This is a genomic window from Caballeronia sordidicola, from assembly GCF_000729995.1.
Classification (GTDB): Bacteria; Pseudomonadota; Gammaproteobacteria; order Burkholderiales; family Burkholderiaceae; genus Caballeronia; species Caballeronia sordidicola_A.
In genome coordinates, this window is record NZ_JNFG01000020.1 from 161,628 (window position 1) to 185,031 (window position 23,404).

Annotated in this window: 23 protein-coding genes; 10 read left to right on the forward strand and 13 right to left on the reverse strand. The window is 61.5% G+C overall.

The genetic code is table 11. From position 1 onward, the window contains the following. The first annotated feature begins 146 nt into the window (after positions 1-146). Complete coding sequence (locus tag FH08_RS0119980) at positions 147-1,187, forward strand: LacI family DNA-binding transcriptional regulator (RefSeq protein WP_031360042.1); 1,041 nt, start codon at positions 147-149, stop codon at positions 1,185-1,187. Here FH08_RS0119980 and FH08_RS0119985 read toward each other — a convergent pair. Genes FH08_RS0119985 through FH08_RS0120000 form a run of 4 tightly spaced genes read right to left on the reverse strand, consistent with a single transcriptional unit; the run spans position 1,177 to position 4,752 of the window. Further along, complete coding sequence (locus FH08_RS0119985) at positions 1,177-2,046, reverse strand: sugar phosphate isomerase/epimerase family protein (protein ID WP_031360043.1); 870 nt, start codon at positions 2,044-2,046, stop codon at positions 1,177-1,179. The genes FH08_RS0119980 and FH08_RS0119985 overlap by 11 nt on opposite strands. Next, positions 2,043-3,296: an NAD(P)/FAD-dependent oxidoreductase gene (locus FH08_RS0119990; protein ID WP_031360044.1), complete on the reverse strand. Its 1,254-nt coding sequence runs from the start codon at positions 3,294-3,296 to the stop codon at positions 2,043-2,045. Before FH08_RS0119990 ends, FH08_RS0119985 begins: the two co-directional genes overlap by 4 nt. Continuing rightward, positions 3,293-3,643 carry a non-heme iron oxygenase ferredoxin subunit gene (locus FH08_RS0119995; protein ID WP_031360045.1) on the reverse strand — a complete coding sequence of 117 codons (351 nt, stop codon included), beginning with the start codon at positions 3,641-3,643 and terminating at the stop codon, positions 3,293-3,295. Before FH08_RS0119995 ends, FH08_RS0119990 begins: the two co-directional genes overlap by 4 nt. A 35-nt stretch (positions 3,644-3,678) precedes the next feature. Further along, the gene (locus tag FH08_RS0120000) at positions 3,679-4,752 is read right to left on the reverse strand and encodes a fatty acid desaturase family protein (RefSeq protein WP_031360046.1); all 1,074 of its coding nucleotides are present in this window, start codon (positions 4,750-4,752) and stop codon (positions 3,679-3,681) included. Positions 4,753-5,184: 432 nt separating this feature from the next. On the opposite strand from FH08_RS0120000, the gene FH08_RS53460 reads away from it, so the two are divergent. Further along, a complete protein-coding gene (locus FH08_RS53460; RefSeq protein ID WP_235210420.1) occupies positions 5,185-5,472 on the forward strand; it encodes a hypothetical protein in 288 nt (95 codons plus the stop codon). Position 5,473: 1 nt separating this feature from the next. On the opposite strand, the gene FH08_RS0120010 is transcribed toward FH08_RS53460, so the two are convergent. Next, a complete protein-coding gene (locus FH08_RS0120010; protein WP_031360047.1) occupies positions 5,474-5,824 on the reverse strand; it encodes a response regulator in 351 nt (116 codons plus the stop codon). A gap of 217 nt (positions 5,825-6,041) precedes the next feature. On the opposite strand from FH08_RS0120010, the gene FH08_RS0120015 reads away from it, so the two are divergent. Beyond that, entirely contained in the window at positions 6,042-6,752 is a 711-nt protein-coding gene (locus tag FH08_RS0120015) for a YrzE family protein (RefSeq protein ID WP_051888382.1), read from the forward strand. Between the two features lie 181 nt (positions 6,753-6,933). On the opposite strand, the gene FH08_RS0120020 is transcribed toward FH08_RS0120015, so the two are convergent. From FH08_RS0120020 to FH08_RS49540, 7 genes are all read right to left on the reverse strand, one after another. Next, the gene (locus FH08_RS0120020; RefSeq protein WP_031360049.1) at positions 6,934-8,118 is read right to left on the reverse strand and encodes a serine hydrolase domain-containing protein; all 1,185 of its coding nucleotides are present in this window, start codon (positions 8,116-8,118) and stop codon (positions 6,934-6,936) included. Between the two features lie 47 nt (positions 8,119-8,165). Next, positions 8,166-8,888 (reverse strand): glutamine ABC transporter ATP-binding protein GlnQ, encoded by a 723-nt coding sequence (glnQ, locus tag FH08_RS0120025; protein WP_031360050.1) that lies wholly within the window; start codon positions 8,886-8,888, stop codon positions 8,166-8,168. A 2-nt stretch (positions 8,889-8,890) separates the two neighbouring features. Continuing rightward, on the reverse strand, positions 8,891-9,547 hold the full coding sequence (gene glnP, locus FH08_RS0120030) for a glutamine ABC transporter permease GlnP (protein ID WP_035566675.1): 657 nt from the start codon (positions 9,545-9,547) through the stop codon (positions 8,891-8,893). Next, positions 9,544-10,296: a transporter substrate-binding domain-containing protein gene (locus tag FH08_RS0120035; protein WP_031360052.1), complete on the reverse strand. Its 753-nt coding sequence runs from the start codon at positions 10,294-10,296 to the stop codon at positions 9,544-9,546. The genes glnP and FH08_RS0120035 overlap by 4 nt, the downstream gene beginning before the upstream one ends. Before the next feature lie 82 nt (positions 10,297-10,378). After that, the gene (locus FH08_RS0120040; RefSeq protein WP_081889520.1) at positions 10,379-10,909 is read right to left on the reverse strand and encodes a RidA family protein; all 531 of its coding nucleotides are present in this window, start codon (positions 10,907-10,909) and stop codon (positions 10,379-10,381) included. Next, the gene (locus tag FH08_RS0120045) at positions 10,906-11,868 is read right to left on the reverse strand and encodes a PhzF family phenazine biosynthesis protein (RefSeq protein WP_326928968.1); all 963 of its coding nucleotides are present in this window, start codon (positions 11,866-11,868) and stop codon (positions 10,906-10,908) included. Before FH08_RS0120045 ends, FH08_RS0120040 begins: the two co-directional genes overlap by 4 nt. A 48-nt stretch (positions 11,869-11,916) precedes the next feature. Further along, on the reverse strand, positions 11,917-12,792 hold the full coding sequence (locus tag FH08_RS49540; RefSeq protein ID WP_031360055.1) for a helix-turn-helix domain-containing protein: 876 nt from the start codon (positions 12,790-12,792) through the stop codon (positions 11,917-11,919). Between the two features lie 289 nt (positions 12,793-13,081). Between FH08_RS49540 and araD the strand changes: the two genes are divergently transcribed. The 4 genes from araD to FH08_RS0120070 all read left to right on the forward strand — a co-directional run bounded on the left by araD (position 13,082) and on the right by FH08_RS0120070 (position 18,155). Further along, positions 13,082-14,866: an L-arabinonate dehydratase gene (araD, locus tag FH08_RS0120055; protein WP_031360056.1), complete on the forward strand. Its 1,785-nt coding sequence runs from the start codon at positions 13,082-13,084 to the stop codon at positions 14,864-14,866. Between the two features lie 20 nt (positions 14,867-14,886). Then, positions 14,887-15,624, forward strand: coding sequence for a ribonuclease activity regulator RraA (locus FH08_RS0120060; protein ID WP_031360057.1), 738 nt, complete (start codon positions 14,887-14,889; stop codon positions 15,622-15,624). A 50-nt stretch (positions 15,625-15,674) separates the two neighbouring features. Next, positions 15,675-17,009: an MFS transporter gene (locus FH08_RS0120065; protein WP_031360058.1), complete on the forward strand. Its 1,335-nt coding sequence runs from the start codon at positions 15,675-15,677 to the stop codon at positions 17,007-17,009. A 75-nt stretch (positions 17,010-17,084) separates the two neighbouring features. Next, a complete protein-coding gene (locus tag FH08_RS0120070; RefSeq protein ID WP_031360059.1) occupies positions 17,085-18,155 on the forward strand; it encodes a LacI family DNA-binding transcriptional regulator in 1,071 nt (356 codons plus the stop codon). Positions 18,156-18,171: 16 nt separating this feature from the next. On the opposite strand, the gene FH08_RS0120075 is transcribed toward FH08_RS0120070, so the two are convergent. Beyond that, complete coding sequence (locus FH08_RS0120075) at positions 18,172-18,894, reverse strand: haloacid dehalogenase type II (RefSeq protein WP_031360060.1); 723 nt, start codon at positions 18,892-18,894, stop codon at positions 18,172-18,174. A gap of 319 nt (positions 18,895-19,213) precedes the next feature. On the opposite strand from FH08_RS0120075, the gene adh reads away from it, so the two are divergent. The 3 genes from adh to FH08_RS0120095 all read left to right on the forward strand — a co-directional run bounded on the left by adh (position 19,214) and on the right by FH08_RS0120095 (position 23,280). Beyond that, positions 19,214-20,734 (forward strand): aldehyde dehydrogenase, encoded by a 1,521-nt coding sequence (adh, locus tag FH08_RS0120085; protein WP_031360062.1) that lies wholly within the window; start codon positions 19,214-19,216, stop codon positions 20,732-20,734. A gap of 74 nt (positions 20,735-20,808) precedes the next feature. Next, a complete protein-coding gene (locus FH08_RS0120090) occupies positions 20,809-21,201 on the forward strand; it encodes a DUF779 domain-containing protein (RefSeq protein ID WP_031360063.1) in 393 nt (130 codons plus the stop codon). Positions 21,202-21,297: 96 nt separating this feature from the next. After that, positions 21,298-23,280 carry a sigma-54-dependent Fis family transcriptional regulator gene (locus FH08_RS0120095; RefSeq protein WP_081889521.1) on the forward strand — a complete coding sequence of 661 codons (1,983 nt, stop codon included), beginning with the start codon at positions 21,298-21,300 and terminating at the stop codon, positions 23,278-23,280. Positions 23,281-23,404 lie beyond the last annotated feature (124 nt).

Here is a 23,404-nt window from a genome sequence, read left to right on the forward strand (position 1 = left end):
GCCGTCGTGCGGGGTACTGCTGTCGCCGTTCGTGGCCGGTGACTTATTAGGTAGGGCTTTGCTCACGCGCCCGCTTGATAGGCGAGTGCGGTTGATGCGATCATCAGGTCAGTCCCGTGGTCCATTCCCTAAACCGTGTAAGGCTCATGCCCGATCTGACCAACCGCCGTAAAACGAGCATGGCCGATATCGCGAAGGCCGCCGACGTCAGCGAAGCGACCGTTGACCGCGTCCTCAACGGCCGTGGCGGCGTCTCGCGCGAGAAGGAGCGGCGCGTGCTTGAATGGGCGCGCAAGCTCAAGATCGATCGGGCGCTCGATGCGGTATCGGTGCGCTGGTTGCGCATCGCAATCCTTTTGCAGCAACCCGTTGCGCCGTATTACGTCTATCTCAAGCAGGGTTTCGAAATCGCCCAGAAGGCATTCGAAGCGCAGCGCGTGATCTGCGCGGTGACTTACTTCGATAACCTCGAGCCGGCGCGTGTGGTCGAGACCATCAGCCGCGCGACGCAGAAGGCCGACGCGCTGATCATCGTCGCGTATGAACATCCCGACATCACGGCGGCGCTGCGACAGGTCAGCCGTGCGATGCCGGTCGTCACGCTTGCCAGCGACTTGCCGGGAACAGGGCGGCTGGCCTATGTGGGTATCGACAATCGCGGGGCAGGACGCGTCGCGGGCGAGCTGATGGGCCGCTTTATCGGCGATGCGGGAGGCAAGGTGCTCGTGATGACGGGCATGCATGATTTCCTCGGCCATGAAGAACGTGAAAGCGGTTTTCGTTCGGTACTGCGGCGGCGTTTCCCTAACTGCGACATCGTGGAGACCGTCGAGAGCCGCGAGCAATCCGGGCTCACCGAAAAGCTCACTCGCGACGCGTTCCGGCGCTATCCCGACCTGCGCGGCATCTACAACATTTCAGTCGGCGACGAAGGCGTCGGTGCGGCACTTCAGGCGCTCGACCGGGTTCGTTCGACGGTGTTCGTGGGCCACGAACTCAACGACATTTCGCGGCGCTTGCTCATTGAAGGAACGCTCGACGCCGTGCTCGACCAGAACCCGGCCGCCGAAGCAATGCGTTCCATCGAAATCATCTTGCGGCACTATCATCGCGATCCTGGCGTGGCGTTGCCGCAGCAGATTCCGGTCACGGTGTTGTTGCGCGAAAACCTTCCGCTCAGCGACTAAGCGCTAAAGGCGCGGGTTTTTCCTGGCGGCACAGGCCGTCCCAAAGTTCGCGAATCCAGCCCTGCATCAGCTTTGATTCTGCCCAGCGATCGGTTGTGTCATTGCCATCGCGGCCGATGATTGCGTAAGGCTTGGGTCCCAGCTCGCAAGTAAAGACCAGCGTGTCGTCAGGACCGGCGCGTCGTTGCCACGACGCAAAGCCGTAAGACCACCAGTCGAGAAACAGGTCCACCCAGATCCGGTGCGGCTCGAATGAGATCTCTATCTGCACTTGCTCACGGCTTGCGACGCGGCCGTGAAACGCCCACGAGTGATCGAGAATCCGGTGCATATCCGCGTGGTTTTCATCGGACACGGGCAGCGCGAATTCACGTCCGACCAGATAGTGCGAGATGTCGCCGAGCAGTTTCAGATCCGGACGGGCATCGAGCAGATCGAGTGTGAAATGCAGGTCGGTCGTCATGCGGTCCCGATGCGTTTCGATATACACCGGAAAATCCACCTGCTCGGCGAGCCTTGTCCATCCATCGATCAACTTGAGCGCGTCATCGAGGCGACGTGGGCGTACATCGGGCTGCAAGTCGATGTGATGCACGCCGAATTCGGTGGCTATTTCAAGGATCGGTTGCAGGTCATCTACCGTACTCGGGAAACATTGTCCTTCTGCTTGCAGGCCGAGCGGTCTTAGCAAACCGCTAAGCCGACGCACGTCATCGCGCGATGCATAAGAAGTGCTGACGCCGTTAAAGCCCGCCTGCGCGATCATCGCTATGTTGTCTTCAAGCGAGCGCTCATGACCGTCGGTGTGACGCCGCTCCATTGCCCATAGCGACTGATAGATGTCGAGCCGTTGCGTCATAGCGCCTCCACGGCAAGCAGCGGCTTGAGCTTGACGCTGCGATCGGAAAGCAACGAGGGTGCAACGCACGCGCGCCGCGCAATCAACTCCTGCGCTACGCGCACGTCGCGAGCGATCTCGCTTGCCTGGCCCACGCCGCTTGCGCCGACCAGCACGCCATCGCGATCCAGCGCGAAGAAGACCCGCGAAGCGGCGCTCGTCTCGCGCACGGCTGTCGTGACGCCGAACGCAGGCATGCCGGCAATCTGTATGGTCATGTCGTATTGATCGGACCAGAACCACGGGACTTCGGAATAGGTCTCGCCGCGGTCCAGCATGTTGCGCGCGACAATGCGCGCATGGTCCTCCGCGTTCTTCCAGCATTCGAGCCGCATGCGGCGCCTGAAGAGCCGGTGCGGGAACGAGCAGACATCACCCGCCGCAAAGATATACGGATCATTGGTGCGCAGCGTGTCGTCCACCGCAATACCATCTGCTACGTCGATACCGGCCGCTTCCGCCAGTTCCGTGCGCGGCTTCACGCCAATGCCGGCGATCACGCAATCGCACGCTATGCTCGTGCCATCGGAGAGCTTCACGCCCGTGACGCGTTTCGTGGTGGAGCCGATGATCCGGTCGACCTGCACGGCGAAGCGCACGTCCACGCCCATCTGCTTGTGCCGCTCCACCAGATATGCCGCGACGATCTCCGGCACAGCACGCATCAGCGCACGCGCTGCCGCTTCGATCACGATCACTTCACAGCCTCTCGCGATGGCTGTTGCCGCGATCTCCAGCCCGATGAAACCCGCACCCACGATCGCGATCTTGCGTCCCGGCAACAACTCGCCGACCACACTCGACGCGTCTGCAGCCGTGCGCAACACATGCACGCCCTCAAGCGTTGCGCCGGGCGCACTCAGGCGCCTTGGCGCAGCGCCGGTGGCAATGAGCAGCCGGTGATAGGCGACGGTATGTCCATCGTTTAGAACCACTTTGCGCGACGCGCGATCGATCTGCCGTACGCCCGCATCGACGCGCAGATCGATACGTTGCTCGGAATAAAACGTCTCGTCATACAGCGCACATTGCGTTGTGGTTTTTTGACCGAGCAGCACGGCCTTTGAGAGCGGCGGCCTGTCATAAGGTGCAACCCCTTCATTGCCGAGCAGCGTGATCTCGCCGTCCCAGCCGTTGTCGCGCAACGCATGGGCGGCGCGCGCTCCGCTTTGCCCGGCGCCGATGATCACCATCGCGGGTCGGCTTTTCATGACGCAGCCTTCGCTTGCGACGGGACACCAAGCAGCACTTCGCCGCCTTCAATGCGCACCGGGTAAGTCTTCAAATGCACGCAGACGGGCGGGCTCTTGGGCTTGCCGGTCGGAATATCAAAACGCCCCTGATGCAGCGGACATTCGATCTCGCGATTCAGCACGAAGCCATCGGCGAGATGCGCGCGTTCATGCGTGCACCAGCCGTCCGACGCAAAGAAACCTTCGGCGATCCGATACACCGCGTAACTCGCGCCGGCGTGATCGAAGCGGACTACGTCTTCTTCCGCAATCTCGCTGGCAGCGCAGGCGACGACCCACTCGATGTCATTCGTTTCAACGGCCACAAAAGCCTCCGGGTTGTTGTTGGAGTTATTCAGGTTCAGATGCCCGGCTGGGTCGCAAATGTTCCGCGCGGAGCGCTTTCAACCGGCACCTTGCGTTCGATCACGTGACCCGGCTCGGAACGCTGTTTCCATAACGCGGGCACCATCTCGCGATACACGGCGTAAAGGCTCGGATAAGCGGGCGGAAGCTGATCCTTGATGACTTCATGCAAACGCGGCAGCGCGTGGAATGGCACCATCGGCAGGAGATGGTGTTCAAGGTGATAGTTCATGTTCAGGTAGAGAAAGCGGAAGACCGGATTGATGTAGACCGTACGTGTGTTCAGCCGATGGTCTTTCACGTTGACCGCGAGGCCGGCATGCTGCGTGAGGCCGAGCAACTGATGCAGCCAGCCGCCGTAAAACCGCGGCGTCCACACGAACATCAGCGGCAGGAAACTATGGAGCGCGATAGCAAGTCCGATCGTGCCGATGACCACCAGCAGATAGATTCGGCATGACCAGATCATCTTCGGCTTTTCGGTGGCGGGGAGGAACGCGTCGGTGGCGGCATCCACGCGGCCAAATGCATGCCGCACGATCTTTCCGATTTCAAGCGAAGTACCCAGCAGTCCGAAGAAATCGACGATGATCGGCCAGACCTTCGTCGGTCGTGCGACCTGGATTTCCGGATCACGCTCCTCGAAGTACGTGTGCGTGTGGTGACGTGCGTGACTCCAGCGCCACCAGTAGCCTTCGCGAATCGTCAGGAACGAAGACAGGTGATAGAACGCGTCGTTGAGCCAGCGGGTCTTGAAGGGCGTGCCGTGGGCGAGTTCGTGCCAACGGGCGTCGCTGGACGAATAGATCGTGCCGTAGACCAGAAAGGCTGGCACCGCCCACCACGTGCCCCAGCACAGCGCTGCCACCCACCCCGACGCGATCAGCAGCAACAGCCACGGCACGAAATTACGCAGGCCTTCGGCGTCGCTGCGTTTCATCAGTTCTTTCAGAACGGCGCGCGGAATGCGTGGCTGGTACCACTGCTGGCCGATACGCTCGTCCAAAGTCGGGTCGGTGAGGCCGGGCTTGGCCGTATCGGCGCCGCTGATGTCGGGAGTCGAGGACATGGGTTGTCTCCTGCTTTTTAATGATATTCAAGCGATATTCAAGCGATGTTTGAGCGCTTCCCGTCAGTACAACCGCCGGGCGACCCTCTTGTTGACACAACGATAGATGACCGCCGCTTGCTGCTCACTCAAAAAAATGATGGGTTTCCATCAAGTGCGACTGGGGGCCGTATCGGCTAAGGCTGTCGAAATGGAAATTAAATTCCACCTATCTAATTCATGAAACTCGCATTGCACCGACTCAAACGGTCTCACATGCTGTGTTCACCAGGAGTTTTCCGCTTAACGCCCAAGTGGCCATTCCGCTTGACGCGTTCACTGCGCGAACCGGTGCGACGGCTTTTGTGCCGCACACGCAGCATGAATTGCGTTGTCCCGGCGAGGGCGATGCTTTCTTCGAGCGCTGCGAGCGCATGGAAGAGGAACCCGGCGATGCGACTGTATTTTTTCGGCGCGACCTGGCATTGCGCGATGTCAAACCACAGCACGCAGAATCGCAGCGCGGTGTTGATTCAATACCTGCCGAACTTCGTCAAGGCGATGGGAGACCTACGCGCGATGGTCGGCGAAGCGTTCATCAAGAACGCCAGCTCGACAATGCGACAGTTGCTCGGCATGAACCTCGCGCATCCACAGAATCTCGATGCGATTGCGATTGCGATTGCGATTGCGATTGCGGTGGCGACGAATGCCGAGGGTCGAAAGAACGCCAAGCGCTGATTCAACCTTCCGAGAATTTCAGCGCGTGCTCCAAAGCGCCGGGGCTGATCGGCTTGTGCAGATAACCGTCGAACGGTTCCAGGTCCTTGTCCCGCAGATCGGTCCTGCCGGTCACCGCGATCACACACGCGTCGCGGGACGCGCCTTCGTTGCGTACTCGCCGGCATAGCTCCCGGCCATCGCCGTCGGGTAACTCAATGTCGAAGAAAACGACATCGAAACTCTGCGCCTGGGTGAGCGCCAGCGCCGAGCGGCCGTCGTACGCAACTTGCACTTTGTGCCCCAGGCCAGATGCTATTTCGCCAAACGCGTCCGCTGAATCTTTATGGTCATCGATAAACAGGATGTGCACGATTTCCTCGCTGGTGGTCGGTTGTTGCGGCTTTGGAAGCAGATGAACCGAACGAGGTCGCGCGTTCGTGTCTTGTTCGTGTTTAAGACCTTGCAATGAAGATGCCAGCTTTAATCGACCCCGTAGTGTGGGAACAGCGATTGCAGAGATCGGGAGCCCGGCGCGGCGTCGTCGGCACTTTGTTCCACAATCAATTACCCGTTCAGAGGGGACACCTATGCGACTCCTAACTACTCAAGATGGCTTGCCCCGTATCTCGTGGGGCGCGGTCATAGCCGGCGTGATCCTGTCGCTGATCGTTTATCTGGTTATGAGCGTGTTGGGGACTGCGATCGGCGCGTCGCTTCTGGCGCCCATGTCTCAGCCAAATCCCGGGCGCGTCTTTGGATTTGGCTCAGGCGTATGGGTGATTGTTACAACCGTTCTAGCCGTGTTTGTCGGTTCGTACTTCGCAGGACGTTGCGCGCCGGTGCTCGGATGGCTGCACGGTTTGCTTGCCTGGGCTGTGATGACCTTGCTGCTTCTCTATGGCATGACATCGATCATCGGCGGAGCAGTGAGCGTGGCGGGGAACGTGGCGGCAGCGACGGCGAATGTCGGGGCGGTGGGGGGTAGTCAAGGGGATCAACCGGCTGGGTCGCCAGCTAATTCCGTCAGGCAGCAGGCGCAGGCAGCGCTGAATGGGGCAGCGTCGGCTGCGACCAGCGCCGATGCGCAGCAGGACGCGATGCAGGCGGCGCAGACGGCCGCGGGCGGCATTGCCCGCGCGACGTGGTATTCGTTCGCGGCGCTGGTAGTCGGCGCGATCATCGCGGTAGTGTCCGGCAGCGCGGGTTTTCGGCATCAGCCGCCGTTTGAGGAAGGCGGCGGGTCAGCGCGCGATGATGCAGTGGTGACAGATGCAATGGGACGGCGGAGGGTTTCCTGAGCTGACCGCCCGCTGAACGAGGGCCGGTCGGTTCGACCGGCCTGTCCTCACCATCGGGAAATCAGGCCGATTCTTCCAACCGGCCGATGTTGGCAAAGCCTTGCTCGGTCAACCCTCGGTCGGCGTGGCTCATGGGCTCATGGGGTGGCTCTTGCTCGCGAGTTCTAGGAGACATCTATCTTCACGTCATCGCTGCGATCGCTTCGAGCAATGCGAGATTCCGGCGCTTGAGATCGTTATTGGTCGGTTCCGGTTGTGACGAGAACTTGGCGATGACCGTTTCTCGTAACGGGTCGACATATAGCCACTGACCATGGATGCCGATCGCGAAGCAGGCGCCGCTGGCGTTGCCGACCTGGTACCACTTGTTGCGGTACTTGCCGTTAGGCAACCAGGCCGAGAAGGTCCCTTGTCGCCATGCCTCGGCGCTTCCGCCCGTGAGCGTGTCGTCTACCCAGTCCGCCGATATCAGCCTGCGCCCGCCCACGATGCCGCCGAGGCGCACCAACTCGCCGATCCTCGCCAGGTCGCGCACCGCCATGCACAGGCCGCCGCCTGAGCGCGCGGTGCCGGCCAAGTCCACCGTCACGCATCCGTCCTGTCGTAGCCCCAGCGGCTGCCATAGACGCGTGGCCGCGAAGTCTGTGTAGCGCGTGCCCGAGGCACGCTCGATCACGAGGCCGAGCACGTCAGAGTTGGGAGAGCAGTAGTGGAAAGGACCGCCGTGCTCCCGCGCGCCTTTGGGCAGCGAAGCAAGGAAGCCGATCACCGTCTCCGGTTCCTCACCGTCTCGCCGCGGGTCCCACAGGCCGGCCCGGCGATAGCGGGCATAGACGCCGTCCGGATCGAGATAGTCTTCGTTGAACGCGAGGCTCGTGCGCATATCCAGCACGTGCCTGACGCGGGCGTCGCCAAAAGCCGACTGCGCGAGCTCCGGCACGTAATGCGCTACCGGAGCTTCGGGGTCCAGAAGACCGTCGCCGACGAGCATGCCGGCGAGCAGGCCAGCGACTGACTTGCTGGCCGAAAACAGGATGTGGCGACTCTGCAGGGTAAAGTGCGGCGCGTGAAAATCAGCGATAAAACGCCCGGCTCGCATCACCGTGATCGCATCGGTCGAGGTCTGCCGGAGAATGGCTGCGACGGTGCTGCGTTCGCCGTCGAGCACGAATTCGTGTTCGGTCAGCGCGGTGGCATCGACCATGGGTTCTTCGGCGAGACCGGACGTGGCCGGGATTCGCGCCGTTGGAATCAGCTCGTGGACATGGCGAAAGGCCCAGACATTCCAGGGCGCTTCACGCCAGTTGTCATGCCGGACATTGTCCCGGCGAAAGCCGTAGTCGCTTTCGAAATGTGAAGAGATCATCTTGCCTGCAGACTCCTGTTGCGTGCGGTCGTGAAAAAGCGAGGACATCAATGAACGTGCTGCAGGAATTCTCGGAAGCGTTCTCCCGGCGGCGACGACAGCATCTCGACGGGCTTGCCGTCGTGCACCACGCGGCCGGCTTCCATGAAGAGGAGGCGCGAACCTACGCGTTTCGCAAAGCCCATTTCATGAGTGACCACGACCATTGTCATACCCTCGCTGGCGAGTGTCTGCATGACCTTGAGGACCTCTTGGCGCAGTTCCGGATCGAGCGCCGAAGTCGGCTCGTCGAACAGCATCAGCTTTGGCTGGACCGCGAGCGCCCGCGCGATGGCCACGCGTTGTTGCTGACCGCCGGAAAGCTGCGACGGATAGTGATGCATCCGCTCGGACAGACCGACCTTATGCAGAAGCGCCGTGGCGATCTCGCGCGCTTGCGCCCGCGTTTGGCGCCGCGCCCGGATCGGTCCGAACATGACGTTCTGTATCGCCGTGAGGTTCGGAAAGAGATTGAACTGCTGGAACACCATGCCGGCTTCGAGCCTGATGCGTCTGACGTCGCGCGCGGAACCGAGCACGCTGAGATCGTCGACGCGCAGGTCGCCGCTGCTGATTTTTTCGAGCCCGTTGATGCAGCGTAGCATCGTCGACTTGCCGGACCCGGATGGCCCAACGATGACCGCGACTTCTCCCCGTTCGATCGCGAGGTCGAGGGGATGCAGAACGACGTTGGCGCCGAAATGCTTCGAGGCTTGCTGAAATTCGATCATGCTCATGGCAGGCGTACTCTCCGTTCAAGCACTCGCAGACTCAGTGCGAGCAGGCTGATCACGAGCAGGTAGATGATCGCCACCGCAGTCCAGATCTCCACCGCCCGAAAGTTCGCGGCCATGATTTCCTGGCCCCGCCGGGTCAGTTCGCCGACGCCGATGACGAGAAAAATCGAGGTGTCCTTGACCAGGTTGACGAACTGGTTTCCCATTGCCGGCAGCGCGCGCCGAAAGGCGATGGGTGTGATGACGTGAAGCAGCACAGTGCGAAAAGGCAGCCCCATCGCCAGGCCCGCCTCGCGCAGCCCGAACGGCACGCCGTCGAGCGCGCCGCGGATGATCTCCGCGTTATAGGCGCCTGAGTTGACGACCAGGGTGATGATGGCGGCGCTGATCCCGCTGATACGGATATCCATCATGATCGGCAATGCGAAGTAGACGAACATCACCTGAACCACGATCGGCGTGCCGCGGATCAATGCAACATAGAGCTGGGCCGGCAAGACGGTGAGCCGGCCGCCGTAGGTCAGCGCCACGCCCGCGAGGATGCCGAGCACGATGCCTCCGGCCAGGCCAGCCAACGCGATCAGGAGGGTGAGCTGAAGGCCTTGCAGCAGGTCCGGCAGCGCGGCAATGACTGCCGCCCAGTCAAAGGTCATGACGACGCCTCGCCGAACCATTTGCGGCTGAGCGCCTGGAGCCGCCCGTCGGCCTTCATGGCGGCGAGTTGAAGATTGACCGCGGCGACTAGTGGGCTGCCCTTCTGGAAGCCGATGCCGACATCGAGGCCCTCCAGAGCCGGCTGCACAACCCTGACCTTGTTCTTGCCGGCGTTGTTGGCGTAGTAAAGCATTTGAGGTTTGTCGTAGACGACCGCGTCGGTGCGGCCGGCTTCCAGCGCCAGCAGCGCGTTGTTGATGCTGGGCAACTGCTCGACCGTGGCATCTTTGATGTGGTCCTTGATGTATCCGACCGCGAGCGTGCCCGTTTCGGTGCCGATGTGTTTGCCGGCAAGATCGGCCGGGGTGTGGATGGTGCTGTTGTCCACGCGGGTCAGCGCGATCAGGCCGCTTTTATAGTAGGGATCAGAAAAATCGATCACCTGCCGGCGCTCCGGCTTGATGAAGAGTTGCGACACAATGACGTCGATGTTGTGGGTCTGAAGTGCCGGGATCAGCGCGCCGAACTCCATCGGTTGCAGGCGCCATTTGCGATTCATGCCCTTCGCTATCTCGTTCCAGACTTCGACGTCGAAGCCGCTATAGGTGTCACCCTGCTTGAAGACGAACGGCGGCGCGCCGACGTTGGAGCCGACGATCAGTTCGGAGTCGGCAGCCCGGACGACACGGGACAGCAGGATGGCAGGCGCGGCTGCCAGGCTGAGTTGCAGCAGTTGACGGCGATTCATGGTGTTGCCTCCACGGTAAGGGAATCGTGCCGGGCCTGCCGTTTCCAGGGCGGTCCGGTGGTTGTTGCGTGCTGGTGTTGTGTTATGGCTTGGTGTCGATGCCGCAGGCGGCGTGTTCTTGCGGACAAGGACGAGGTACGGGCGGAGGCACGGTGGTCAACGTGACCGTGAGTTCGATTTCGAGCAAGCCGTTGCCCGGCAGGCTTGCAACGCCGACTGCCGATCTCGCATGCCGGCCGCTTTCACCGAAGATGTCGTGGAGCAGGGTCGAGGCCTCATCCATGACCTGGCTGTGGTTCACGAAGCCGGGCACGGCATTGACAAAACCGCGCAGGAACAGGATGCGTTCGACCGCGGTCGCGGCCGGCAGCGTTGCAACGAGCACGCTCAGGGCGCGCAGCACGCAGGTCCGTGCCGCGTGCCGGATGACGTCGGGCGGCGTATCGTGATCGACCGGCCCGGCAATGATTTCGTCGCCGACACGGCTGACCTGGCCGCTGATATAAGCGATGCCATCGTGGATCACGGCACTGACGTAGGAGCCTCGCGGCAATGGCGCAAACGGCAGCGTCAAGCCTAGTTGCGCCAGCCGGCCGGTGATATCGATCGTCATGACGGCGTTCCGGCGTGCGCTTCGAAGCAAACCGGGCCGCCGAGCCAGCAGCCGTCCGGGCGGCCAGGCTCGAGACCTGTGTCGAAACTGAAGCGCACCGAGATTTGCGACGGGCGTTTCATCGCGCGTCCCTGACGGATCGTGATGGTCCGTTCGGACGATTCAACCATGCCATTGGTCAGGAGGCCGAAAGAGAGCGCAGAGGCCGCGATTCCGGTGGCTGCGTCTTCCGGATAACCCGAGGCACGCGGAAACTGACGGGCGTCGAAGATTTGTCGGTCCGCGTCGAAAATGGCGTAGGGATAAAGGCCAGTGGACCCGATCCGCTCGCACAGTGTCTCGATCTTCTCGAAGCGCGGCTGAAGGCTGTCGAGATCGGCGGTGGTCGTGAGCGGAATCAGCGTCTTGACCCGGCTTGTGCAGGCGTTCTGGATTGGCAGGGGTGCCAGCTGGGCGCGGCTGATGCCGAGTACGTCGAGGATCTCGTCACGGCTGAGTTGCCCCTCCGTCAACGACTCGATACGGCCCGCGGGTTGGGAAATCTCGACCGCCGCGCCCTCGGCCGTGTGCCCGGTGATACGGACTCTCACCTTGCCGCTGCGGGTCTGGATGGTCAGGCGGTCGCGCTGCAATCGCCCGCTTCGATGGAGCAACCAGACCGCACCGACCGTGGCGTGTCCGCACATCGGCATCTCGTGATTGGGGACCCAGAACCGAAACTCGTAATCGCAGTCAGAGCCAGGCGGGGCCGGCAAGACGAAGCCGCTTTCGTGGCCGTAGCGCCGGGCCACCTCCTGCATTTGCGCGTCGGACATGCCGGCGGCATCGACCACGATGGGCGCCGGGTTGCCGCCGCCGGGACCGGCGGCAAACACGCTGACAAGTTCGACTGCGTGGCGGATTGTGTGGCGCTGAGGCATAACCGTTTGAGCCCCGCTGACCGGGGAGCGTGTTTCCATCCGGTCAGATTACGGGGATCGGCGCTGCGCCGCGCGCTCGAGCGGGCCCTACCTTTTGACCGAACGGGCCATGCCGGTACGCAGGTCCGAGGGAGAATGGTCGCCAATCCGGCGCATGGCGCGCGAGAGGGCTGCGCCGCTTTCGAAACCGACGCGGAAGGCTATCTCGCCGACCGGCAGGTCCGTCTCGGCGAGCAGCCGGCAGGCATTCTCGTAACGCGTGCGCTGCTGGAATTCGCCGATCGAGATGCCGGTGCCTTCGCGGAACAGACGCGTAATGTGACGGCGCGAAATGCCGAAGCGTTGTTCCAGGGCGTCGAGCGGGATGTCCTGATCGGCATGGCGGGTCACGAAGGCTTCGAGTTCAGCAACCAGCGCCATGCCGTGCTCTCGGGGTGACGTCGCGGGCACCGTCTCGCCGGCGATGACCTCGCCAATGCACTGCATCAGCAAGGCCGACGACAAGGCCTGGCGGATCGTCGGGCCGCCATAGGACCCCATGTCGTCGCGCAGCGAGATTTCCTGCAGGGCGCGAATTGCGGAGGTACGGCGCACGAGGATGGGGACGCGCGTGCGCCGGCGGAATTCACCGAGTGAGCCAATGCCGGTATCGAGCTTTTGCAGCGCGTCGTCCGTCACGTAGACGGCGACGTGCGTGTGCGTGGCGAATCCTGCGCGGGTTTGATGCGCCCGTCCCGAGGGCACCACCGCGAAGCGATCCTGCGACAGCCAGGTGCCCGCGCGCTGGTCTTCGTGCCGAAGCTCGACGGCGCCGTGGCTCGGCAGGATGAACATCAGGCAATCGTGCCAGTGCCACGGCATCGCGTAGGTGCCGCCGCCGGTGAGCGTCGCGTGGCCGTGGTCGGCAGCGACCAGCAGGCCCTTGTCGGCCGGCTGACAGACTTGGTCGAACGATCGCAGCATGGCGAACCTCCCATGCGATATTAAATGGGTGTCAACCCCTCTTGCCGGCCTTGAGACGAATGCGCAACGCGGTCAGGATGGCGCGGGCCCGGCATGAACGGGATGCGGCGAGGATAGCAGCGCAAAATACGGCGGGATATTCCGTTTGTCATCGATGCAGGTTGAACGCCCAGCGTTATCTGCGAACAACTATCCCTTATCCGTGAAATCCCCTACGGACCTTCCTCAATGATAGCGTTACCATTCGCCCATTCAAGCGCATTTGGTAGCGCTACCAAGGAGAATAAGCTTGTCCTCGAACCCCACGGCTCCCCGCAAGACCCCTGAACAATTACGCAGCTACCGCTGGTATGGCGTGAACGACCTGCGCTCGTTCGGACACCGTTCGCGCACGGCGCAAATGGGCTATCACCCGTCCGATTACATGGGCAAGCCGGTCATTGCCGTCGTCAATACGTGGAGCGAACTCAACTCTTGCCACACGCACTTCAAGCAACGCGTGGAGGAGGTCAAGCGCGGCGTCTGGCAGGCTGGCGGCTTCCCGGTCGAGATGCCCGTGATGACGCTTGCCGAGCCGTTCCAGAAACCGACCACCATGCTGTATCGAAACTTCCTCGCGATGGAAACCGAGGAATTGCTGAAGTCCTACCAGTTCGACGGCTGCGTGCTGATGGGCGGTTGCGACAAGACCACGCCCGGCCTGCTGATGGGCGCGATCAGCATGAATCTGCCAACAATCTTTCTGCCTGCCGGGCCGATGCTGCGCGGCAACTGGAACGGCCGCACGCTCGGCAGCGGTTCCGACACGTGGAAATACTGGGCGGAACTGCGCGCCGGGAAGATCACGGAAGAGGAGTGGAAGGGCATCGAAAGCGGCATTGCGCGCTCGCCGGGTCACTGCATGACCATGGGCACGGCATCGACCATGACCACCGCCACAGAATCGCTCGGCCTGACACTGCCCGGCTTTTCATCGATACCCGCAGTCGATTCTCGCCACGCACAGTTCGCGTCGTTGACCGGCCAGCGGATCGTGGAGATGGTCTGGACCGACCAGAAACCGTCGGACATCCTGACCGCGAAATCCTTCGATAACGCCGTCACCACCGTGCTTTCCATGTCCGGTTCCACGAACGCGATCGTGCATCTGGTGGCGGTGGCGCGCCGGGCGGGTATCGACCTGACGACCGCGCGCTTCGATGAACTCGCGCGCATCACGCCGGTGCTCGCCAACTTGCGCCCGGCCGGCAAATACCTGATGGAAGACTTCTTCTATGCAGGCGGTTTGCGCGCATTGCTCGTGGAGTTGGGCAGCCTGATCGACGGCACGCAGATGACGGTAAGCGGGTCGACGCTCGGCGAAAACATCGCAGGCGCGGAGATCTTCGACGAAGACGTGATCCGCAAACGCGCGAATCCGGTGGTGGAACGCGATGGCCTCGCGGTGCTGACCGGCAACCTCGCGCCGGATGGCGCGGTCATCAAGCCGGCCGCAATGGAGCAGCATCTGCTGAAGGCGCGCGGACCGGCCGTCGTGTTCAAGGATTACGCCGATATGGCGGCGCGCATCGACAATGAAGACCTCGACATCACCGCTCAGTCCGTGATCGTGCTGCAACACGCGGGTCCGGTCGGTGCGCCCGGCATGCCCGAGTGGGGCCAGTTGCCGATCCCGCAGAAGCTGCTGAAGCAAGGGGTAAGAGACATGGTGCGCATCTCGGACGCCCGCATGAGCGGCACGAGCTACGGTGCGTGCGTGCTGCATGTGGCGCCGGAATCCTTCGTTGGCGGTCCGCTTGCGCTGGTGAAAGATGGCGACATGATCGAGCTCGACGTGCCGGGCCGTCGCCTTCATCTCGATGTCAGCGACGAAGAACTCGCCGCTCGCAAAGAAGCGTGGAAGGCGCCGAAACGACCGTTCGAGCGCGGCTTTGGCGTGATGCATCAGCTTCACGTCACGCAGGCGAACAAGGGCTGCGACTTCGATTTTCTCGAAGAACCGGTGGCCGTGTCGACGTCTGAAACCGTGGCAGCAACGACGAGCGCGCAACGCGATGAACCCGAGATTCACTAACCTTATTCAGAGCACTACTTATGAACCCGTCCGATACCCCCGTCAGCGACGCTGCGCTCGAACTGTTGCGCCATGTCAGCACTGCCACGCTCACCACGCAGTTGTTCAAACGCGGCTTGCGCAACGTATTCCTGCAAGGCGTCGCGCCGCTCGTCAAGCCCGCACCGGGCGCACCGAACCTCGTTGGACCGGCATTCACGCTGCGCAATATTCCGGCGCGTGAAGACCTCGATCACGTGGGCGTGTTCCAGGACCCCGACCATCCGCAGCGCAAGGCGGTGGAGAGCGCGCCGCCGGGCAGCGTGCTGGTTCAGGATTGTCGCGGCGACCGCTCGGTGGCATCGGTGGGATCGATTCTCGCACTCCGGCTGGCGAAGCGCGGCGTAGCGGGCATGGTCTCCGATGGCGCCGTGCGCGACAGCGGCACGATTTCCGAACTCGGTTTGCCGCTGTGGTGCGCGGGCGCGAGCGCGCCGCTGAACCTCGCCAAACATCATGCGGTGGATATGAACGTGCCTATAGCATGCGGCGGCGTGGCGGTGTATCCGGGCGATATTGTCGTCGCCGATGTGGACGGCGTCGTTATAGTGCCGCGCGAAATGGCGGAAGACGTGGCGCGCGATGCGACCGAGCAGGAGCAGCTTGAAATCTTCATCTCGCAACGTATTGATGAAGGCAGGCCATTGCGCGGCACCTATCCGCCGAATGAAGAAACGCTCGCGGCCTACGCGCAATGGCGCGCGCAAAAACAGAGCTAAATGTTGGACCTATAACGGCTCGCTAGCACGCAGCGAGCGCAGGAGACACGGTGAATACTGTTCCGCAAGCGATAGATGAAACACCGCTGATCAACCGGCTGGCATTCAGGCTGATGCCGCTGCTTGGCCTGCTCTATCTGATCGCGTATATCGACCGGTCGAACATCAGTTTCGCCAAGCTGCAGATGCTGGGCAGTCTCGGTTTGAGCGAAGTGGCGTACGGGCTTGGCGCGTCGTTGTTTTTCATCGGCTACCTGATCTTCGAGGTGCCGAGCAATGTGCTGCTGCACAAGTACGGCGCACCGCGCTGGATCGCCCGGATCATGCTGACGTGGGGCATTGTCACCCTGCTGCTCGCGTTCACGAAAAACGCCACGATGTTCTACGTGCTGCGCTTCCTGCTCGGCGCTTCCGAAGCCGGGCTTTATCCCGGCGTGATCTATTACCTGACCTTGTGGTTTCCATCGCGGCACCGGGTGCGGATGCTGGGGTATTTCACGGTGGGCAGTAGCCTTGGCAACATGGTGGGCGCGCCTATTTGCGGCTGGCTGCTGGACAAGGGTGGACTCTTTGGTCTGCAAGGCTGGCAGCTTGTGTTTATTGTCACAGGCATACCGTCGATTCTTCTGACTGCCGTCGTGCTGTTGTATCTGCCGGCGTCCCCGCTGAAAGCGAAGTTCATGTCGGATGCCGAAAAGAAATGGCTCGCCGATACGCTCGATAACGAACGCGCCCTCGCAGCGCAAACGGAAGCGGGGAAGACGAATTTCCTGAGCGTGTTGACGGAACCGCGCGTGATTGGAATGGCCTTGTATTACATGATGCTGTCCATGTCGGTGTATGGCGTGAGCTACTGGCTGCCGACGCTCGTCAAGGGGTTCGGTGTCAGCAATACCGTCAACGGCCTGATCAACATCGTGCCGTGGCTGCTCGCGACTATCGTGCTCGCGTGGCTGCCATCGAAGTTGCGCGCAGCCGACCGCACGATGACCGCAATGCTCTGCGCGTCGATACTCGGTGTGATGTTCTTTCTCGGCAGCGTGTTCCTGCCGACGAATACGTTGCGCTTCATTGCATTGAGTCTCGGCGCGCCGTGCATGTATTTGCTGCTGCCGTGCTTCTGGACACTGCCGCCCAAGTTCCTGACCGGCGCACGTGCGGCAGCCGGAATCGCGGCGATCAATTCGCTGGGTAATGTGGGCGGTTTTATCGCGCAGAACCTGGTGCCATGGGTCCGGCAGGTGAGCGGCAGCACGAAGGCGCCCATGCTGATTCCTGCAGCGTGTCTGTTTACGTTCGGCGTCGTCACGCTGATTCTGATTCGCCGCAATCGTCATGACGGTACGCAAGAGGCGGGCGCTCGGAGGAGGGTGGAAGCGACGTAGGATCGTTCTTGCGACGACACGCGGCCGGCGTTGTCTACAATACCCGCGTCCAGCCTTCCTGCAACCACTCAAACCATGCCGAACGACAAGCCGACCGCTGACCCCATCGACACCCAGGACGAAGCTCCGCCCGTCCCGGTCAAGCGCTCGCGCGGCGGTCCGAAGGGGCTGCGCATCACCGACGTAGCGGCTGTCGCGGGCGTCTCGCCCATCACGGTATCGCGCGTTTTCAACAATCCGGAATCGGTCGCGCCGGAAACGCTCGAGCGCGTGCGTCAGGTCGTGCAGAAACTGGGTTATGTGCCAAACCGGCTCGCGGGAGGGTTGTCCTCGTCGAAATCGCGGCTAATCGCGGCGATTGTTCCGACCATCGCGCACTCGTTGTTCTCCGAGACTATTCAGGTGTTCAGCGAGACCATGTCGAAGGCCGGTTATCAGGTGCTGCTTGCGTTGAGCGGTTACAGCGATTCAAGCGAAGAAACGTTGCTCGACGCCGTCTTGAGCCGGCGTCCTGAAGGGGTGTTGTTGACGGGCGTGGCGCACACGGATTCGTTGCGCGAAAGGCTGCGCAATGTCGGCATTCCGATTGTGGAAACGTGGGACATGACGGAGACGCCGATCGATATGCTCGTGGGCTTCTCGCATTACCAAGTGGGCGTGGCGGTTGCAGAGCGGTTCCTGGCGAGAGGCGTTTCGCATCCTGGCCTGGTATCCGCCAACGATGATCGGGCGATTGCACGTATCAGCGGTTTTCGCGAGCGGCTGGCGCAGGCAGGGATCCACGATATAGCAGAGGTGATAGTTGCGCCGCCCAGTTCGGTGGCTATCGGCAAGACCGCATTGCCTATGCTTCTTGAGCAGATGCCCGCGCTCGATGCGGTTTTCTGCGGCTCGGATCTGCTTGCTATCGGCGTGCTCGGCGAGGCAAAACGGCGAGGTATCGACGTGCCGTCGCATCTGGCCATCTGCGGTTTCGGCGATCTGGAGTTCGCTTCGGAAACGAGTCCGCAATTGACGACCGTCGGCGTGGACGGCACGCGTATTGGCGTAAGCGCAGCGCGCTGTTTGTTAGAACGCTTGAAAGGCGTGACGGAAACGAACGTGGTGGATGTCGGGTTTCATATTGTCGAGCGGCAGACGGTTTGAGTTAGCGCCAACCGCCCTAAGCCCCCACCTTATCCGCCAGATCATTAAAGTCACGCGCGATCACGTCCCAATCTTCTTCTGCCTTCAAATCCGTCGTCTGCCCCGGCCCATGTTCCGTCGGGCGCGCAACAAACGCCGTCTTGTATCCGCATTGCCTCGCTGCCGCGAGATCGTTGTTATGCGCGGCGACCAAACACATTTGCTCCGGCCGCAGACCCAGTACATCGGCGGTTCTCAAATACGCTTCGGGCATCGGCTTGTACGCTTGCACGACTTCCGCGCCCAGAATTGCGTCCCACGGAATGCCGGCGCGTTTCGCCATGTCCAGCATCAGAACGATGTTGCCATTCGATAGCGGCGCAATGATGCGAGTGGCCTTGAGTCGCGTGAGGCCGCTGAGCGAATCGAGCCACGGATCCAGCCGATGCCATGCCAGATTCAGCTCATCCACTTCCTCGGCCGGAATCCTGGCGGCATCGATTCCATAGTCCGCCAGCACCGTCAGCAAGTTCTCGCGGTGCAACACGTCGAGCCGGACAAATGCTCTCCGGCCGCTGCGCACTTCCTCCATGGCAGGGCCATACTGGCGACGCCATGCATCTGCGAATTCCGCCGGGTCGATGCCGTTGATCGGATGCCGCGCCAGAAACAGCGCCGCGTCGCGCGCCACGCCGCTGCGCCAATCCACGACCGTGCCGAATACATCGAATACCAATGCTTTAACGCCGCTCAATGCCATCGCGTGTCCCTTCCTCTAGTCCCACCTGCGACGAACGCCACCGCCGTGATTAACGGCCCGAACCCATAGTTTGCACAACAAATTCACTGCGCGCCGTACGCGACCATCGCGCCACTGCGCTGTTCCGTTTCAACACGAATTCCGGCGCAGGTGTTCCGAAACGGAACGCCTGCTGATCCTCGTGCACAAGCGAGAATCCCGCACAACCTATGCCCATCTGCAAGACGCCCATTGGCACGCATCTCGCAAGCATGTATTCACCGGTCGCGGCAATCATAGTCGCGGCGGTCATTCTCACCGACATGCGAGGAGCACGCACATGAATCACGCCGAGATGCAATTTTTGAACACCGATTTCCCGTATAAAAAGCAGTATGGCAACTTCATCGGCGGTCAATGGGTCAAGCCGGTAGGTGGTGAGTATTTCGATAATATTTCGCCGATCACGGGCGAAGCGTTCACATCGATTCCGCGCTCGCGCGAAGCTGATGTCGAACTCGCGCTAGATGCAGCGCACAAAGCCAAGACCGCTTGGGGCAAGACGTCGCCCGCCGAGCGAGCGAACATCCTGAACAAGATCGCCGACCGGATGGAAGCGAACCTGACGCGCATCGCGGTGGCGGAAACCATCGATAACGGCAAGCCGCTACGCGAAACCATGGCCGCCGATATCCCGCTCGCGATCGATCATTTCCGCTATTTCGCGGGTTGCGTACGAGCTCAGGAAGGCTCGATTTCGCAAATCGACGAGGACACGGTCGCGTATCACTTTCACGAGCCGCTAGGCGTCGTGGGGCAAATTATTCCGTGGAATTTCCCGATCCTGATGGCGGTGTGGAAACTGGCGCCTGCGCTAGCCGCCGGCAATTGCGTCGTGCTCAAGCCCGCTGAACAAACCCCCGCTTCAATACTCGTGCTGCTCGAATTGATCGAAGACCTGCTGCCCGCCGGCGTGCTGAACGTGGTCAACGGCTTTGGGCTGGAGGCAGGCAAACCGCTGGCATCGAACAAACGGATTGCCAAGATCGCGTTCACCGGCGAGACGACGACCGGCCGCCTGATCATGCAGTACGCGAGCCAGAACCTGATTCCGGTGACGCTGGAACTTGGCGGCAAGAGCCCGAACATTTTCTTCGCCGATGTCATGAACGCCGACGACAGCTACTTCGACAAGGCGCTCGAAGGTTTCGCCATGTTCGCGCTGAACCAGGGTGAGGTCTGCACGTGCCCGTCGCGTGCGTTGGTCGAAGAGAGCATCTATGACCGCTTCATGGAGCGCGCGCTCAAGCGCGTAGCGGCGATCAGCCAGGGACATCCGCTCGACTCGAAGACGATGATCGGTGCGCAAGCCTCGCAGGAGCAGCTTGAAAAGATCCTGTCATATATCGATCTCGGCAAGCAGGAAGGCGCTGAATGCCTGATCGGCGGCGAACGCAATGCGCTCGACGGCGAGTTGAAGAATGGCTATTACATTAAGCCGACCGTCTTCCGCGGTCACAACAAGATGCGTATCTTCCAGGAGGAAATCTTCGGGCCGGTGCTGTCTGTGACGACGTTCAAGAATGAGGCAGAGGCGCTGGAAATCGCCAATGACACGCTCTATGGCCTCGGTGCTGGCGTGTGGACCCGCGATGGCACACGAGCCTACCGTTTCGGCCGCGACATCCAGGCTGGCCGCGTGTGGACCAACTGCTATCACGCGTATCCGGCGCATGCGGCGTTCGGTGGTTACAAGCAATCGGGTATCGGCCGGGAAAACCACAAGATGATGCTCGATCACTATCAGCAGACGAAAAACCTGTTGGTGAGTTATAGCCAGAAGCCGCTTGGTTTCTTCTGATCGATGAGGTTTTTTGATTGAAACGGCGGGCCGCTTTTGCGGCTCGTCATGTTGCGCGTTAAGTGGAAACCCTTATGACCGAACAAGAAGTTTCGCGCGTGGTGGTAACCCCAGCGGCAATCGAGTTGATCGATAAGCTGAAGGCCGAACATGGGCAGGTGTTGTTCCATCAGTCCGGCGGTTGCTGCGACGGCAGCGCACCCATGTGTTTCCCCGTCGCCGAATTCATGGTCGGTTCATCGGACGTCAACCTCGGCGAGATCGCCGGCGTGCCGTTCTACATGAGCGAATCGCAATTCGAGTATTGGCAACACACGCAACTGATCATCGATTGCGTGCCGGGGAACGGCGGCATGTTTTCGCTGGAGCGCCCCAGCGGGTTGCGTTTTCTCACGCGATCACGTCTTTTCGACGACACCGAATCTGCCTGGCTCGAACGCCATCCGGTCGAGCACGTCACTGGTTGAACACTGTAGCAGTGGTACATTGTCTCGATCGACCACGCGACGGGCGGAGCTGACGACCGACTCCCTCCGCGAATGTTGGCGGAGGAGACATTGCTTATGAACCCGGTTTCTGTCGACCGTTCAAGCGGATCAAGCCGACCTGCGCTGCTGGCCGACGATCACGCCGGCCATGGGGAGGGGCAGGACATCATTAGTCAATCGCACGAACGTTCCCGCAGCTTCGGCCTGTCGGACACCATGCGCCCCGACTACCGCGTGCTGGGCGTTGCCGATCTCGTCCTCAAGCGCGAGCAGAACCGCGCGCTCTGCTCGCATGCGCTGCCCGTCATAGAAACGCTCTACGGGCAGATCGCCAATACGCATAGCATGGTCGTACTGACCGACTCTGAAGGGCTGATCCTGCATTCGCTCGGCGACGACGATTTCCTCGCTCGTGCCGATCGTGTCGCGTTGCGTCCGGGCGCGCTATGGAGCGAACAGCACCAGGGCACCAACGCGATAGGCACGGCCATTGCCGCGCGCGACGCCACCATGGTGCTCGGCGACCAGCATTACCTGCGCGCGAACCAGTTCCTTGCATGCTCCAGCGTGCCGATTCTTGATCCATTCGGAGAATTGCTGGGCGTTCTCGACGTCACCGGAGATTGTCGCGGTCACAGCCGTCACACCATGGCGCTTGCCAAGATGTCCGCGCAGATGATCGAGAACCATTTGTTCACCAGCGCCTTTCCCGAAGCATTGCGAATCCATTTTCACGGGCGGCCCGAGTTTATCGGCACATTGATGGAAGGCATTGCTGCGTTCAGGGCCGATGGGCGCTTTCTCTCGGCAAATCGCAGCGCCCAATTTCAGTTCGGCTTGCCGCTTGCGTCGTTGCGTGCGCATACCCTGTCGTCGTTGTTTAACGTCTCGTGCGGCGAGTTGTTCGACCGGATGCGCAGTGGCGCGGGAACGCCTGTCGAGCGCACGATCTCGCTCTGCCTGCACAGCGGCGTTAACGTATTTGCTTGCGCAGATCTGAGGCGTTCGACCGCCGTCGCACTCTCGACGGACACCCGCGATGTCACCGATGTCGTGGCACGCAAACGCGTGTCCGAACCGCAGCCAAAGCTCTCCGGCCTGCGGTACCTGATGACCGGCGACGCCCAGGTTGCGGCGCTCGTAGAACGAGTGCGCAAGGTGATCGGTAAAAATATTCCGATCCTGATTGGCGGCGAGACAGGTACCGGCAAAGATGTCCTGGCGAGCGCGGTTCATCGTGACTCGCCGCGTAGCGACGGGCCGTTCGTTGCGGTGAATTGTGCGTCGATCCCTGACACGCTGATCGAAGCGGAGTTGTTCGGTTATGAAGAGGGCGCGTTCACCGGCGCGTCCAAACGCGGTGCTTGCGGCAAGATCCTGCAAGCCGACGGCGGCACCTTGTTCCTTGATGAAATCGGCGATATGCCGTTCTCATTGCAAAGCCGTTTGCTGCGTGTGCTGCAGGAGCGCACGGTGACGCCGCTGGGGAGCACGCGCGCTGTGCCCGTGGATTTCGCGCTGATCTGCGCGACCAATCGCAACCTTCGCGAACGCGTCACTGCCGGCGAATTCCGCGAGGATCTGTATTACCGGATCAACGGTCTGCTGGTGACGTTGCCGCCATTGCGCCTGCGTACTGATCTAGCCGTGACCGTCGAAAAGATCCTGCGTGCCGAGCGGGCAACCGGTGAGCCCATCAGGGTTTCACCCGAGGTGCTGGCGGCATTCATGCGCCACGCGTGGCCAGGGAATTTCCGGCAACTGGCGAACGTGCTGAGGACCGCGTGTGCGATGCTCGACGACGATGAGACATGCATCGACCTGGACCATCTGCCGCAAGATTTCTTCGATGACGAACGCGACGCGAAGAACACTCAAGCGGTCATGTCGCCGTCTGCGAAAGACAGCGCGCGCCTGGACGATCTCGCTTTGTCGGCCGTCGCCGCAGCGCTCGAGACCCACGCCGGCAACATCTCGGCGGCCGCGCGAATGCTGGGCGTATCGCGTAACACGCTCTACCGGAAGATGGCTGCGCTCGACGAAACGAGGCGTCGATAACCTCGCTGTTGATTGAGACAAATGTCTCATCAACTTCGATGGTGCACTGCGGTGTGATCTCCCGGAACACGCATGCTAAAACGTCACCATGCGTTTAAGTTTTCGGGTTGCAGCGTGTCGTGAA